At 69.8% G+C, this 13,791-nt stretch carries 14 protein-coding genes; 4 read left to right on the top strand and 10 right to left on the bottom strand.

Going from position 1 to position 13,791, the window contains the following annotated elements:
• Nucleotides 1–3 precede the first annotated feature (3 nt).
• On the bottom strand, nucleotides 4–912 hold the full coding sequence (locus BWI15_RS07750) for a GTP-binding protein LepA (protein ID WP_077013853.1): 909 nt from the start codon (nucleotides 910–912) through the stop codon (nucleotides 4–6).
• Nucleotides 913–1,158: 246 nt separating this feature from the next.
• Between BWI15_RS07750 and BWI15_RS07745 the strand changes: the two genes are divergently transcribed.
• The 3 genes from BWI15_RS07745 (at nucleotide 1,159) to BWI15_RS07735 (ending at nucleotide 3,748) form a co-directional block, all read left to right on the top strand.
• Entirely contained in the window at nucleotides 1,159–2,001 is an 843-nt protein-coding gene (locus BWI15_RS07745) for an alpha/beta fold hydrolase (protein ID WP_077013612.1), read from the top strand.
• A 247-nt stretch (nucleotides 2,002–2,248) separates the two neighbouring features.
• Nucleotides 2,249–2,911 (top strand): sigma-70 family RNA polymerase sigma factor, encoded by a 663-nt coding sequence (locus BWI15_RS07740; protein WP_077013611.1) that lies wholly within the window; start codon nucleotides 2,249–2,251, stop codon nucleotides 2,909–2,911.
• A gap of 126 nt (nucleotides 2,912–3,037) precedes the next feature.
• Nucleotides 3,038–3,748: an alpha/beta fold hydrolase gene (locus tag BWI15_RS07735; protein WP_077013610.1), complete on the top strand. Its 711-nt coding sequence runs from the start codon at nucleotides 3,038–3,040 to the stop codon at nucleotides 3,746–3,748.
• Between the two features lie 4 nt (nucleotides 3,749–3,752).
• On the opposite strand, the gene BWI15_RS07730 is transcribed toward BWI15_RS07735, so the two are convergent.
• From BWI15_RS07730 to BWI15_RS07705, 6 genes are all read right to left on the bottom strand, one after another.
• Nucleotides 3,753–4,340 carry a GNAT family N-acetyltransferase gene (locus BWI15_RS07730; protein ID WP_077013609.1) on the bottom strand — a complete coding sequence of 196 codons (588 nt, stop codon included), beginning with the start codon at nucleotides 4,338–4,340 and terminating at the stop codon, nucleotides 3,753–3,755.
• A 67-nt stretch (nucleotides 4,341–4,407) separates the two neighbouring features.
• On the bottom strand, nucleotides 4,408–5,163 hold the full coding sequence (locus BWI15_RS07725) for a class I SAM-dependent methyltransferase (protein WP_202817587.1): 756 nt from the start codon (nucleotides 5,161–5,163) through the stop codon (nucleotides 4,408–4,410).
• A 31-nt stretch (nucleotides 5,164–5,194) separates the two neighbouring features.
• Nucleotides 5,195–5,917: an alpha/beta fold hydrolase gene (locus BWI15_RS07720; protein WP_077013608.1), complete on the bottom strand. Its 723-nt coding sequence runs from the start codon at nucleotides 5,915–5,917 to the stop codon at nucleotides 5,195–5,197.
• A gap of 143 nt (nucleotides 5,918–6,060) precedes the next feature.
• Nucleotides 6,061–8,544, bottom strand: a complete 2,484-nt coding sequence (locus tag BWI15_RS07715; RefSeq protein WP_143465439.1) for a X2-like carbohydrate binding domain-containing protein — start codon at nucleotides 8,542–8,544, stop codon at nucleotides 6,061–6,063.
• Nucleotides 8,545–8,673: 129 nt separating this feature from the next.
• Nucleotides 8,674–9,147 carry a DinB family protein gene (locus tag BWI15_RS07710; protein WP_077013607.1) on the bottom strand — a complete coding sequence of 158 codons (474 nt, stop codon included), beginning with the start codon at nucleotides 9,145–9,147 and terminating at the stop codon, nucleotides 8,674–8,676.
• Complete coding sequence (locus BWI15_RS07705; protein WP_077013606.1) at nucleotides 9,144–9,761, bottom strand: SAM-dependent methyltransferase; 618 nt, start codon at nucleotides 9,759–9,761, stop codon at nucleotides 9,144–9,146. Before BWI15_RS07705 ends, BWI15_RS07710 begins: the two co-directional genes overlap by 4 nt.
• A 90-nt stretch (nucleotides 9,762–9,851) precedes the next feature.
• Between BWI15_RS07705 and BWI15_RS07700 the strand changes: the two genes are divergently transcribed.
• Nucleotides 9,852–10,424 carry a helix-turn-helix domain-containing protein gene (locus BWI15_RS07700; RefSeq protein ID WP_077013605.1) on the top strand — a complete coding sequence of 191 codons (573 nt, stop codon included), beginning with the start codon at nucleotides 9,852–9,854 and terminating at the stop codon, nucleotides 10,422–10,424.
• Here BWI15_RS07700 and BWI15_RS07695 read toward each other — a convergent pair.
• From BWI15_RS07695 to BWI15_RS07685, 3 genes are all read right to left on the bottom strand, one after another.
• Nucleotides 10,369–11,427 (bottom strand): acyltransferase domain-containing protein, encoded by a 1,059-nt coding sequence (locus BWI15_RS07695; protein WP_143465438.1) that lies wholly within the window; start codon nucleotides 11,425–11,427, stop codon nucleotides 10,369–10,371. The two genes, BWI15_RS07700 and BWI15_RS07695, sit on opposite strands and share 56 nt — an antisense overlap.
• 87 nt (nucleotides 11,428–11,514) lie before the next feature.
• A complete protein-coding gene (locus tag BWI15_RS07690; RefSeq protein ID WP_202817586.1) occupies nucleotides 11,515–12,195 on the bottom strand; it encodes a transglycosylase SLT domain-containing protein in 681 nt (226 codons plus the stop codon).
• Nucleotides 12,196–12,400: 205 nt separating this feature from the next.
• Complete coding sequence (locus tag BWI15_RS07685) at nucleotides 12,401–13,741, bottom strand: FAD-dependent oxidoreductase (RefSeq protein WP_077013602.1); 1,341 nt, start codon at nucleotides 13,739–13,741, stop codon at nucleotides 12,401–12,403.
• Nucleotides 13,742–13,791 lie beyond the last annotated feature (50 nt).

The following is a 13,791-nucleotide window of genomic DNA, read 5'->3' as shown; positions in this document are numbered from 1 at the left end:
CGGTCACAGCCGGAGTCCCGCTTCCCGCGCGACGCTCGACTCGATCGCATCCCGGAGCGCCGCCAGGATGTAGCTGGGGACGTCCATGCCCTGCTGCTGAGCCCACAGCAGTTCGCGCTCCACCAAGCTGACCTGCCGGGCGACCTCCAGCAGCTCCCGATCCAGACCGAGAGCACGAGCGACGTCGCCGAAGTCCGCCTGTTGCTTGCGATTGTTCACGCCGACGAGCCCGAACGACCGGCGGCGCAGGATCCGCGCCAGCTGGAGCTGCCAGTCCCGGAGTCCTTCGTCCGCCACCAGCGCCTGCGCCGACAGCCGGTAGAAGGCGAAGTGGCCCGGCTCCTGCCGCTTGATCGGGGCAACGACCGTCTCCGCCACGGCTCGCTCACCCATGGCGCGCAGCCCGTCGACCAGGCGCGAATACGCGACCACCGCAGATCGTTCGGTGGCAGCGCCGGTCAGGTAGTAGAGCAGCCGGACCACGCCGAGCATGCCGGGCAGGTGCGACAGCACCCCGACCAGCCTGATCCGGGCACTCACCCTGCTCAGCTCGGCAGGCTCCGGCGCCAACCCGAAGCCCTGCTGTACGGCGTCCAGCAGCACTCCGTGCTGCAACTCCTGCGGCGACCAGACCTCCTGGTAGAAGAACCGGTCCACCTCGGTGGCATCCGGCATCAAGGCGCGCAGCTCCAGGACGTTGCGTTCGACCTCGAACTCGACCCGGGTCAGGTAGTTGAAGACCGGCCCGAACCGGCGGCGCACCGCGTCCGGGTCGTGGATGGTCAGGTCCGCCGCAGCCAGCGACAGCGGCGGATGGTCCTCGGCGAACCGCTCGACGAACCGGCGAAGCCCTTCCTGGGTAGCCCGCGGCGGCGCCGAGCCCCGTTCCGCGCGGGCGGACGTCTGCGTCATGACCACCCCTGAAATTTGTCAATGGCTGTTGACTTCGACGGTAGGATTCGGTCGGCCGAAAAGTCAACTCGCGTTGACTTTTAGTGATCGGACTCTCAGAGGACAGCTCCCGGCCGAGCGCTGTGACAGGCCGGCACGGCTGTCCGCCTCCCCCGGAACGGCTGTCACAGCGCCAGGAACCGCTCGGTCTGTCCCGGTGAGTCGTGCGACTCCGCCGCCCACCGCACAGAACAGGACATCCGCACCATGAGGCTCTTTCCTCGCACCACCCGCCGGGCGCACCCGTCGTTCGCCGTCACGATCCTGGCCGCGCTCGCGCTGTTCGCGGCCGGTCTCAGTCCGGCGCAGAGCGCCGCTTCCGAAAGCCGAACGGCGAAACCGACCGTCGTTCTGGTGCACGGTGCCTGGGCCGACGCGTCGAGCTGGAGCTCGGTGATCAGCAAGCTCCAGGACGACGGCTACCGGGTCGCCGCCCTCGCGAACCCGCTCCGGTCGCTGTCCGGCGACGCGGCGTCGATCCGGGCGTACCTGGACACGATCACCGGACCCATCGTGCTGGTGGGTCACTCGTACGGCGGTCCCGTGATCAGCAACGCGGCCGTCGGCCACCCGGGGGTCAAGGCGCTCGTCTACGTGAACGCGTTCCTGCCGGACGCCGGCGAGAGCGCCACCCAGCTCGCCGGGCCGGATTCCGCGCTCTCGGTCGACCCGACCACGATCTTCGACTTCGTGCCCGCCACTCTGCCGCCGACGCCGGCCACCGAGCTGTACCTGAAGCGGTCCACGGTCTTCGCGTCGTTCGCGACCGGGCTGAGCACCGAGGACAAGGCGTTGGTGGCGGCCACGCAGCGGCCGGCCACGGTCGGCGCGCTCAACGAGCCGTCGGCCACCCCGGCCTGGCGGACGATCCCGTCCTGGGCCCTGCTCGGCACGAAGGACCTGATCATCCCGATCGGCGCCCAGCGGACCATGGCGAACCGCGCCGGGGCCACCACGGCGACGTACGACGCCGGGCATGTCGGCCTGATGACCCACCCCACGACCGTGACGCGGTTCATCGAAGGGGCGGCGAGGGCGGCCGTGCGCTGACCGGCGTCGCAGCCCTCCTTACCCGAAGCACCGAACCCGCGCCGGGCCACCCCTCCGTGGCCCGGCGCACGGTGCTGCCCGCCGAGGGACTGCGCGCACGTGGTGGCGCGTGGTCCGGCCACGTGGTCGTCCGTGGTCACACCACGGGGTGACCACGGACTTCCCAGGGCGCGGCGCACCGGCGCCGGGCGCGACGGTGGTGACACAGGCACCGCGCGGTGCCGCCGGAAGGGAAGGAACCGGAGCCGTGACCGTCACCGTGTCCAGGGCACACACCGAAAGTCCCATCCGCGTGCCGTCGCCCGCGGCCGACGACGGTGTCGCCGTGTTCGTCAGCGCCCGGCCCAGGTTGCTGCGGATCGCCGGCCGCGTCCTGGCCAGTGCCGGCGACGCCGAGGACGTCGTACAGGACATCTGGCTGCGCTGGCAGCGCACCGACCGGACGGTGGTCGCGGATCCGCACGCGTTCCTGGTGACGATGACCGTCCGGCTCGCGATCAACGTCAGCCAGTCGGCCCGTCGCCGGCACGAGACGCCGGTCGGCGAGTGGTACCAGGAGCAGCTCGGGTGCACCGACGACGATCCGGCCGCCGAGGCCGAGCTCGGCGAAGAGGTCGAGCTGGCCATCCTCACCCTGCTCGGCACGTTGCCACCGCGCGAACGCGCCGCCTATGTCCTGCGCGAGGCGTTCGACTACCCGTACGGGCGGATCTCCGAGATGCTGCACACCGGCGCGGCGAACGCGCGGCAACTGGTCAGCCGCGCCCGTGGCCACCTCACCGCCGACCGCAGGGCACCGGTGTCGTCGCTCGCCCACCGGCAACTCCTGGACGCCTTCCTGAAGGCGGCCCGGGCCGGCGACCTCACCGACCTGGAGGACCTGCTCACCGCTGACCTCGGCGGTCGCTGAGCAGACGAATTCAGGCTCGCGGGAGCGTACGGAGGGTCATCTCGTCACAACGGAGGTGTGCTCCCTGTCATTACTGTGCTCGGGCGCACCCGCCCGGCGGAGACATCCGCACAGCCAGGAGTCCCGATGAACGAGCGACCGATGGTCCTGCTGGCGCACGGCGCGTTCGCCGAGTCCGCGCTCTGGAGCGAGGTCCTCACGCGACTGCGAGCCCGCTCGATCGAGGCCGTCGCTGCCGCCACCCCTCTCCGCGGTCTCGCCATGGACGCCGCTTACGTCCGGGACGTGATCGCCGGTCTCGGCCGGCCAGTGGTTCTCGTCGGCCATTCGTACGGCGGAGCGGTGATCACCGAGGCGGCCACGCACGCTCACGACGTACGGGGGTTGGTGTACGTCGCCGCGTTCGCTCCCGACCACGGCGAGAGCGCGTTCGAGCTGATGGGCCGGTCCCCCGGCAGCATGCTCGCCCACGCCTTGGTGGCATCGCCGGTGAGCACCGGCGGCGTGGAACTGACGATCGCCCACGACGCGTTCCACCGCGTCGTCGCGGCTGACGTCGCGGCCGATCGAGCCGCGCTGCTGAGCGTGACCCAGCGGCCGGTGGCGCAGGCTGCGCTGATGGCCGCGCTGCCGGCCGGCGTACCGGCGTGGAAGCGGCTGCCGTCGTGGTTCGCCTTCGGGGACGAGGATCTTGTCATCCCGGTCGCGGTGCATCGCGCGATGGCGCGTCGGGCCGGGGCGAGGGGGATCCGTGAGGTGGCCGGCGCCTCGCATTCGCTGGCTGTGTCAGCCCCGGACGTCGTGACCGCTGCGATCGCCGATGCCCTGCGCGGTTGACCGATCAGTCGCCGCGGCTCTGTCCAGCCGCCACGGCATCGGTCTCCAGATCGCTTTCGCAGGTCTCGCAGTACGCCAGATCGTCGTGGCGCAGCCGGTACAGCTCCAGCGGCTGCCCGTGATAGCGGTCCGTTTCGCCGATCCACTCCATGCCGATCCGCTCGGCCGTCGCCGCCGCGCGGGTGTTCGACGACCCGATCAGCGCGAACAACTCGTCGACGTTGGCGTGGTGCATCGACCAACGGGCCAGCGCCTCGCCCGCCTCCGCCGCATACCCGCGGCCCCACGCCGTACGGGCCAGCTGCCAGGCGATCTCGATGTCCTGCCACGGTGCCAGGCGCAGGAGCGCCACGCCGCCGACCAGCCGGCGCGTGTCGCGCTCCTGCACCGCCCAGTGACTGACCGGTGCCACGTCGCCGACTTGCCAGCGCCGCAGTACGGCGCGCATGGCCGGCTCGTCGGCGACCTGGTCCATCGCCGGCGTCAGCCAGCGCGTCACCTCCTCGTCACCGTAGATCGTGAGCGCGGCCGGGGCGTCGGCGTCGCGCCACGGCCGGATCACCAGGCGTTCGGTGTCGATTCTCGGCTCCATCTCGTCCTCCTGCTGGGCATCTACCGGCAATGACCGGGTAGCGGGGTCCTCTGTGACATCACGCCGTTCAGCGGCTGACGGCGTGCAGCAACTGCATGGAGAGGTGGCCGGAGCTGAACAAGCGACCGAGTCGCTCGCTCTGCCGGGCGGCCAGAGCGTAGGCGGGAGTCGCGCGGTGCTGCGCGGTGACCGCCGCGGTCACCTCCTCGACCCGTCGCGACCACGACAGCGGCGTACTGTCGGGGCGGGTCGTCTGCTCGAGCAGGGTGAATCCGGTGCGGTCCAGCACGTTTGCGAGCTCGTCCTGGGTCGGGAAGTGGTTGCCGTCCGGTAGCGGCTGCCATCGGTTGTCGCGGGCAACTACTACCACCAGCAGCCCGAGAGAAGCACCGGGTCGCAGGACGCGATGGATCTCAGCCAGCAGCGCGGCCTTGTCCTCGACCGTGCACAGCACGCCGAGGCACCAGGCCGTGTCGATCGAGCTTGTCCGCAAGGGAATCCGACCACCGTCGGCAGCGATCACCGGCAACCCGAACAGTCGCCGGGCGGCCCGGCACGCCGTCGGCATCGGTTCGACCAGCACCGGCCGTACGCCGAACCGCCGAGCCGCCCAGGCCGCCGGACCGCCGACTCCCGCGCCGACGTCCAGCAGCGTCGTACCGGCGGACAGCTCGCAGGCCTCGGCCAGCCAGGCCAGTGCGGCCGGGCTCGCGCTGCCCCGGCAGGCGGCCGGGATCGCGTACTGGTCCCCGAGTCGCTCGACGGCGTCGGCGGTCCAGCCCGCGACGTCGTCGAACTCGGCCACCATCGCGGTCGCGGTCATCCCGGATCGCCTCCGGGCGCGTGGATCGGCTTCAGTTGGAGACCGCCGTGACCGCGTCGAGGATGCCTGCGGCAACTTCCGCGGGCTGGGAGACGCTCAGCGCGTGCGAGCCCCCGGGCACCTCGCGTGTCGCCCGGGCGCCGGCCCGTTCGGCGAAGTAGCGGTGGGCCGCGACCGGGATGTTCAGGTCCTGGTCGCTGATCACGAACCAGGACGGGATCGTCCGCCACGCCGGGCTGTCGGTGGGCAGCGGATCGGTCAGCGCCTTCTCGGTCACCGGACGCTGCGTCGCGGCCATCAGCGCGGCCTGGCCGGCCGGGACGTCGGCCGCGAACTGGTGGTGGAACTTGTCCTGCCGGATGACCAGTTCGTTCCCGCCGGACGAGACGGGGTAGACCGTAAGGGCCTCGCCGAGCGTGCTGCCGGGGAACTTGGCCGACAGCTCGAACGCGCTCTCCCCGTGCTCGGGCGCGAACGCGTCGACGTACACGAGCGCGAGAACCGATGCGTTGTCGGTCGCGGCTTCGGTGATCACCATGCCGCCGTACGAGTGCCCGACCAGGACGACCGACCCGCCGATCCCGGCGATCACGTCCCGCACGTACGTCGCGTCCTCGGCCAGACCACGCAACGGGTTGGCGACCGCGACGACGTCCAGCGACTCCGCCCGCAGCCGCTCGATCACCCCGTTCCAGCTCGCCGACTCCGCGAACGCTCCGTGCACGAGGACGATGGTCGGTTTCAGGACACTCATGGCTCTGCTCTCCTGCCTAGCGGTCGATGTCACCAGCATTGACCGAACAGCGAGGCGGGTTGTGACGAGCGCCGGCTTCAGCCTGGAACAACGCCGCGGGCCGGCCGATGGGACATCGGCCGGCCCGCGGGTTCGAGCAGGAACTACCTCGCGGTCGTGTAGCGGAGCTGGTCGGTGCGGAGGACGTCTCCGGAGACCTTCACGATACGGAGGGTGTGGTTGGCGTCCTTCAGACCGGTCTGGCTGAAGACCTGCTGCAGCGTGCTGCGCTCGTCGCTGTGCAGGTTGACCCGGCGGACGAGCTTGCCGTCGAGGTAGACGTCGGCTTCGCCCTGGTCGGGAGCCTTGGCGGTGATCCAGTCGACCGACGTACCGCGGAAGCCGAAGCTGACCGAGGCGCCGTTGGCGGTGGTGGCGTGGACGTCGTCGCGGTAGTCGCCGCGGAAGGTGAAGTCCAGCGCGTTGTCACCGGTCGGCTGGGTGGCCAGGAACTCCTTCTTCAGCGTGACGTTGCGGCCGTCGACGGTGTAGTCGGTGCCCTTGACCAGCAACTTGCCGGCCTTCGCGATCGACGACAGCTCGCTGGAGTCGCGGGCGATCTGGATCGTGACGTCGGCCGGAGCCGACTTGTCGAAGGTCACCGTGTCGGGGTTCAGCAGGCTCACCTGCCGGACGTCCAGCTTGTCGAGCAGCATGAACTGGCCCGACTTCTTCACCCCGCGGATGGTGTGCGTGCCGTTCGGCAGGTCGGAGATGCTGAAGACCTTCTGCTGCGCGCCGCGGCCCTCGGCCTGGTAGGTGTTGACGGTCTGCTTGAGTTCGCCGTCGATGTAGATCTCCACCTCGCCCTGCGACTCGTGCGTCTCGGTCACGTAGTCGACACCGGTGCCGACGAAGGTGTGCGAGAACGAGTCGCCGTTGGCCTCGGTGTACTGGACGTCGTCCTGGTAGTCGCCCATCCCCCGACCGGTACTGCGGCTCCACGACCCGGTGTAGTTGATCTTCGGGTCGTCGTTGTTCAGCGTGACCGTGCGCACGCCGGCGTTGTCCGTCGGCGTCTGGGTGCCCGTGGAGGTCTCCGACACCTTGACGGTCAGCGGCTCGGTCACGGCCGAGACCTCGCGGTTGTTGTTGCGCTGCCAGTCGCCGTCGTACTGGACCCGCAGGTCGTCGTCGTTGACGCGGATCGACGCCTTGGGCCGCGGGGTGACCTTGAACAGCCGGGCGCCGTGCGGCGGCACGGCCCGCGCGGTGTAGCCGGTCGCGAACGTGCCCAGGTCCTTCTTCGCCCACACGTCACGCACCGACGCGGCGCCGTCCAGGCCGAGGTCGGCGAAGGTCGCGGTCATGTCGGCCTCGGTGGTGCCGAGGTTGAACAGGGCAACGGTGTACGAGCTGTCCGGGTTGAGCGAGTACCAGACCTGACGGTTGGTCTTGGTCGACACCGGCTGCGCGGGGCGGCCGGCCTGGTTCACCGCGATCACCTCGCGGTTCGTCAGCAGCTCCAGCCCGTACGCGTCGAGCTTGGTCATGTCGTTGCCGACGTAGAACGGCGCGGCCGAGACCGCCCAGAGGGTGGCCGCCGTACGGCGCTCGTCGCGGGTCAGGCCGTCCATCGCGCCGTTGCCGATGTTGAGCGAGTCGAGGTCGTTCCAGCCGCCGGGTCCCGCGTGGCGCCACCAGTCGGCCAGCTTCGGGAACAGCCGCGAGACGTTCGGCCAGGCGGTGAGTGCCTCACCAGGGCAGTAGCACTCGATGTCCCAGTCGATCCGCCAGCCGTTCGCGACCTGCTTCCAGTAGTCGGCGTACCGGATGTCGAGGGCCCAGGACAGCTCGAGCCAGATCTTGTGCCGGGCCAGCGCCTGCGACCAGCCCTTGACCTCGTCGCGCGCGTCCAGCGACAGGTCGTTCTTGCCCGAACCCGGCGTGACGCTGTCGAACTTCAGGAAGTCGATGCCCCACTCGGCGTACAGGTCGGCGATCGAGTCGATGTAGTGCTGGGCGCACGGCTTGGTCATGTCGATGCGGTAGCCGAAGCCCCAGTAGTCGCCCTGCTGGCGCGGCTCGGCCGCGAGATCGCCGGTGCGGCACTCCGGGTGGCCGTAGACCGGCAGGTTGGCCTTCAGCACGCCGTCGGAGATGCCCGGGATGCCGTAGATGCCGACCTTCTGGCCGTTGTCGTGGATGTGGTCGATGACCTCCTGGAACCCGTTCGGGAACAGGGTTTTGCTCGGCGTCGGGCGGCCGTAGGCGTCGATCCCGTCGTTCCAGGCGGCGTCGATGTTGATGTGGTCGTAGCCGTACGGCTGCAGCTTGCGGTGCATCGCGTCGGACTGGGCCTTGATCTGGGCGGCCGTGATCCACTTGCCGCCCTCGGGCGCGTAGACCTGCATGCTGTAGCTGCTCCACCCCATGTAGGGCTTCGCGGCGATCGGGCCGGCGGGCGCGAACGGCTCGGCGTCCGGCGCGGTGACCTCGGCCGGCGCCGCCTTGCCCACCGCGGTGGTCGTACCTGGGGTGATCGGCGCGGCCGACGAGACGGCCGAAGCGCCGATCGGGAGGACGACGGCGACGGCGAGCCCGGCGATCAGGCCTCTGACCGCCTTGGGCCGAAGGGATCTGGTCATGAGCGGTGACCCTCTCTGTGGTCGTTCGAGTGATCCGTACCGACCGGGGCGGATCGGATAGGATATTGGAACCCTGAAGGCTCACCGGAGGGTTGTCAAGACTTTCTGTCCCCTGTGAAGAAATTAGTTTCAGCGACCGGTGGAGCCGTCGTACTGCTCGCGGAGGATGTCGGCGTGCCCGGCGTGCCGGCCGGTCTCCTCGATCAGGTGGACCAGCGCCCAGCGCATCGACGGCTTCGGGCCACGCCGTGGCGGTCCCGGGGCGGGCAGTGTCAGATCGGGGCAGGCGTCGATCACCTCGTTGGCCCGCGCTCTGATCTCCCGATACGCCGCCAGGACGCCGTCGACGGTTTCCTTCTGCGACGGACGCATGGTGCCCGGCCAGTCGCGGACGTCCTCGCCGAGCAGGTAGAACCGCTCGACGGCGGTGAGGTGCTTGACCAGGCCCAGCAGGTTCGTGCCGGACTGCACTCCCGGGGTTCGTATCTCCGGTTCGGGAACACCGACGACCTTGGCCGCGATCGCGTCGCGCAGATAGTCGAGGAAGCCGACCAGCGTGGCCTTCTCGTCGTTTGTGGTCCGCGGCGGTTTCCTGTCGGTCATCGGTCGACTCGCTGGATGAGCAGGACGTTGTCGGTGACCGTGGCGGTCTCCCCTGCCGGGCCGACGGCTTCGCGTTGAGGACGGTCGGCTCGTCGTACCGGCCACTGGGCGGGGTCGAGGCCGAGCTCGGCGGCGATCTCGCTCGGCGCCGGGAAGTGCGCGTCGGGGTCCTGGTTCCACGACCAGGGCGCGGTCGAGCCGTGGTCGACGATCAGCAGCAGACCGCCGGGGCGCAGAGCGTGTGCCGCCGTACGCAGGACTTCGCTGCGCGGGAACGCGAACGGAGTCTGCAGGTACTGCGCTGACACGAGGTCGAAGGTCCCCTCCGGAAAGCCGCGCGCCAGATCGTGCCGTACGGCGGTCACTCGGTCGGCGAGGCCGAGATCGTGAGCTCGCTTGCTCACCTGTTCGACGGCCGTGCCGGAGATGTCCACGGCGGTGACGTCCCAGCCCTGGCGAGCGAGCCAGATGGTGTCGCCTCCGGCACCGCATCCGAGATCCAGCGCCTCGCCGGTGGGCAGCGCCTCGACAGTCTCGACGAGCAGCGGATTGGGTCGCTCTCCCCAGGTGCTGCGGGCGTCGTACAGGTCGTCCCAGAAGCGTTCTGCGTCCATGCGTTTTGTCTCCTTGTGTTGTGTTGCTTCCACCCTTTCCGCAGTGCTTTCCTTCTTGCAAAGGATGTTGCAGATCCGCATGATGTGGCCATGAGCAACGATGACGTGCTGGCCGGAGTCGGCCCGCGCTTGCGGGCGCTCCGCCAGGCGCGACGCACCACGTTGGCCGGCCTCGCGACCGAGACCGGCCTCACCGCCAGCACCCTGTCCCGCCTGGAGAACGGCAAACTCCGCCCGACGCTGGAGCAACTGCTCCCGCTGGCGCGAGCGCACGGCGTACCGCTCGACGACCTGGTCGCCGCGCCACCAACCGGCGATCCCCGTATCCACCTGCGCCCCGTACGGCGGTCAGGGCTGACGATCGTGCCGCTGACCAGACGAGCCGGGGGCGTCCAGGCGTACAAGGTGATCTATCCGCCGGCCGGTCGCGCGTCGACGACGAAGCGGCAGACGCACGAGGGATACGAGTGGTTCTACGTGCTGAACGGGAAGGTGCGATTCGTCCTTGGCGAGCAGGAGTTCCTGCTCGCCGAGGGCGAGGCCGCGGAGTTCGACACCCGAGTCCCCCACTGGATCGGCAGCGCCGATCGCCGCCCGGCCGAGCTGCTCACGCTGTTCGGCCCGCAGGGCGAGCGCGCGCATCTGTCGCCGGCCAAGAAGTGAGGGCTTCGTCCGAGCGGAGGATGCCGGTGCGCTTCTGCCAGTGACGGCCGGTCCGCAGATGGGCGACGAACGCGCGCTGCAGTGTGGTCTTCTGCGGCACCCGCTCCAAATCCTCGGCCGTGAAGGGACCTGTCGGCGGCGACAGGTGCAGCCCTATCCGCATCATGTCGCGGTCGTCGTCGTACGGGTCCTGAGGCGGCAGCAGCGGCAGTACGTCGAACCGGCGCTGGAAGCGGCGGATGTTGCAGTCCTCCGGCAGGTACTCGGCCAGTTGAGGATCGAGGAGCCAGGAGTTGCAGACGAACGCCGTCACCGGCTCGTCGGGGTAGCACTGGTCGAACAGACGAGCCGCTTCGGCGACCGACCGCTCCGAACTGGATGGATCGAGCGGGCCGATCGGCGGTACGTGGATCATCAGCACATGACCCGCGACGCCGTCGCCGAGGCCGAGTTCAGCACGGGTGAACGAATGCCGGCCGATCTCGAAATCGGCGCCCCGGAACCGCAACGGCGGACCCCACAGCGGCATCAGACCGACTCCGGGACGACCGGTGAGGTGGCGATGGGTGCCCATGACACCGCCGAGTGCGGAGGCGGTCGCGCGGCTCACGGCGTCCGGAACCCCACGTCGTTCGTGGCGATCGAGCAGCCGAGGGAGCGCGCTGAGCAGCGCCCAAGCGGCGGCGAACAGGCCGACCGGCGAGGACGCTGCGGGCACCACAGGCCAGCCCTGGAAGCCTGTCGACGGGATCGGTTTGTCCAGGTTTTGCTCGAGACTGGCAGCCATGGCCGACACCACCGCCCACCACTCAGGATGGGCCTCCGGGTCAGGACGCGCGGCGAGCATCTCCCGCTGGTCGTTGTCGGCTACACCGCAGAAGTCCAACAGGGCTTGGGGATTCGCTGGGAGCTGCACGTCGGCAGGCACCGGTAGGCCGTTGAGCCAGGCACGGGCACCAGCCGGGAATCCCAGGCGCTCCGCCGCTTCGTCCACATCCATCATCCGCGTCTCCTTGTCGAAGGTGGCTTCTTCGACCACAGCACGGCGTACGGCGGGAAAGCACGACTCCTGTGACCCACCTCACAGAAGCTACGCCCGAAGGGCTTCTCCCGACTTGTCCCAGTTGTCGCGCAAGCGGTCCAGGTAGGACTGGGCCTGCGAGCCGGGCTTCACGCCGCGGGCGAACGCTCGCATGTTGCCCTGGCCGGCGTTGTAGCCGAGGGCAATCAATTCGTGCTTCTTCAGCTCGGTACGGGGTTTGCTGGGCAGGCGCGCGGCGAGGTCGCGCAGGTGCCAGGCGGCGGCTTCGATCGCGAGCTCGGGGTGGTCGGGAAGTTCCTCCCATTTGCGGCCGGCGAACCGGCTTCCGCGCTGAGTGTCCTCGAAGGCGGCGCGGTGCATGTTGGCGATTCCCAGCGCGGGGTTGGAGTCGATGCGCAGCCAGGCGCGTTCGAACTCCGGGTCGTGCGGTTTGTAGGACTCGTTGTAGAGAATCGCCATCAGCAGCTGCGGGTCCACCTTCGCCGCGGCGGCCGATCGCTTCACCTGTACGGCGAAGTGCGCGGGATCGTAGTCGGTCCACCAGTCGGTGGTGGACGGCGTCGGCTTCGGCTTGGATTCGGCGGACTTCGGCGCGGGTGCCGGCGTCTTGGTCGCGGTGGACGCGGCCGGGCTGTCCGCCGAGGTGTCGGTATCGGGCGAGTCCGGACGCGCGGCCCAGGCCGCCACCGCGACCGCGCCGATCGCCAGCCACCACCAGCCCTTGCTCACCCACACCCCTCAGGTCCGCCACGTCCGATGCTCCAGCGTACCGACCCGCCGCCGCGCCTCCGGGGACCCGCGCTTGTGCACCGCCCAGCCGCTCCAGGGCTGACGAAGTGGCTGGGCGGTGCACAAAGTGGAGGCGGGCCGGATGCGCCTTGGACGCTGTCGCCGTACGGGCATCAGCTTCGGGCGGACGTTCGCCGCACGCGCGTCAGCCCCGGGAGGCTCGCAGCATGTCCTCGCGCGGCACGACCTTGATGCGCTCCCGCCCGGCGGCTTCACCGAGCGCGAGCTCGTGCGCGTCCAGCTTCGTCCATCCCTCGGCGTCGACGATCGTCGCGCCGCGTGCGGCGAGGTGCTCGAGGATCGCGTCAGGATCCTCCAGTTCCGGCTGGGGCAACTGGTCGATGTCGGCGAGCAGGTTGGCGATCGTCTCGGCGGCGTCGGACTTCGTGTGCCCGATCAGCCCGATCGGCCCGCGCTTGATCCAGCCTGTGACGTACAGCCCGGGCAGCGGCTCGTCATCCATGCCGAGCACGCGGCCGCCCGCGTTCGGCATCACGCCGGCCTGGTGGTCGAACGGCAGGCCGGGCAGGTTCGACGACAGGTATCCGACCGCGCGATAGACCGCCTGCACCGGAGTGTCGACGTACTCGCCGGTGCCCCGGACAGTCCCGTCGCCCTGCAGTTCGGTGCGTTCGGTGCGCAGCCCCTCGACGCGGGTCTCGCCCAGGATCTCGACGGGCGCGTGGCACAGGTGGATGTGGATCCGGTGCGCGGCGCCGGTCGGCTCCGCCTCGAGGTACTTGAGCAGCGTGTCGACGACCAGTCGCGTCCCCTTGCTGGAGTTGATCGCCTTCTGGCTCGCCTCGTCGATCTCGAAGCCCTCGGGGTGCACGATCACGTCCACGTTCGGCGAGTGCGACAGCTCGCGCAGCTCCATCGGCGTGAACTTGATCTGCGCCGGCCCGCGCCGCGCGAAGACGTGCACATCCGTGGCCTGGTTCGCCTTCAGCCCGCGGTAGACGTTGTCCGCGATCTCGGTGGTGAGCTGCTCGTCGGCCGGCTTGGCCAGCATCCGGGCGACGTCGAGCGCGACGTTGCCGGCGCCGATCACCGCGACGTGGCGAGCGTCCAGCGGCCACTCACGCGGTACGTCGGGATGCCCGGCGTACCAGCTGACGAAGTCGGCCGCGCCGTAGCTGCCCGGCAGATCGATGCCCGGAATCGCGAGCTCGCGGTCCGAGATCGCCCCGGTCGCGAAGATCACCGCGTGGTAGTGCCGGCGCAGGTCCTCGAGCTTGAGGTCCGCGCCGAACTCGACGTTGCCGAGGAACCGGATCCGGTCCCGCCCGATCACCCGGTGCAGCGCCTTGATGATCTCCTTGATCCGCGGGTGATCCGGCGCCACGCCGTACCGCACCAGCCCGAACGGCGCCGGCAGCCGCTCGATCAGGTCGACGTGAGCGCCTTCGTGCTCCTTGGTCAGAATGTCGGCGGCATAGATCCCGGCCGGCCCTGCGCCGACGACGGCGACTCGAAGGTCTCGCACGATCTCCCCAGATCCTAGGTAAGGCTTGCCTAAGCAACTTAACCGGTCCG

The organism is Kribbella sp. ALI-6-A, assembly GCF_001984195.1.
Lineage (GTDB): Bacteria > Actinomycetota > Actinomycetes > Propionibacteriales > Kribbellaceae > Kribbella.
The sequence above is the reverse complement of the archived record's forward strand: the minus strand, read 5'-3'. Positions and strand labels throughout refer to the sequence as shown.

Coding starts and splice junctions, on each gene's coding strand:
- BWI15_RS07715 (WP_143465439.1), bottom strand. CDS start 8,544: ATGACCAGATCCCTTCGGCCCAAGGCGGTCAGAGGCCTGATCGCCGGG.
- BWI15_RS07735 (WP_077013610.1), top strand. CDS start 3,038: ATGAACGAGCGACCGATGGTCCTGCTGGCGCACGGCGCGTTCGCCGAG.
- BWI15_RS07720 (WP_077013608.1), bottom strand. CDS start 5,917: ATGAGTGTCCTGAAACCGACCATCGTCCTCGTGCACGGAGCGTTCGCG.
- BWI15_RS07700 (WP_077013605.1), top strand. CDS start 9,852: ATGAGCAACGATGACGTGCTGGCCGGAGTCGGCCCGCGCTTGCGGGCG.
- BWI15_RS07745 (WP_077013612.1), top strand. CDS start 1,159: ATGAGGCTCTTTCCTCGCACCACCCGCCGGGCGCACCCGTCGTTCGCC.
- BWI15_RS07730 (WP_077013609.1), bottom strand. CDS start 4,340: ATGGAGCCGAGAATCGACACCGAACGCCTGGTGATCCGGCCGTGGCGC.
- BWI15_RS07705 (WP_077013606.1), bottom strand. CDS start 9,761: ATGGACGCAGAACGCTTCTGGGACGACCTGTACGACGCCCGCAGCACC.
- BWI15_RS07710 (WP_077013607.1), bottom strand. CDS start 9,147: ATGACCGACAGGAAACCGCCGCGGACCACAAACGACGAGAAGGCCACG.
- BWI15_RS07750 (WP_077013853.1), bottom strand. CDS start 912: ATGACGCAGACGTCCGCCCGCGCGGAACGGGGCTCGGCGCCGCCGCGG.
- BWI15_RS07725 (WP_202817587.1), bottom strand. CDS start 5,163: ATGACCGCGACCGCGATGGTGGCCGAGTTCGACGACGTCGCGGGCTGG.
- BWI15_RS07695 (WP_143465438.1), bottom strand. CDS start 11,427: ATGATGGATGTGGACGAAGCGGCGGAGCGCCTGGGATTCCCGGCTGGT.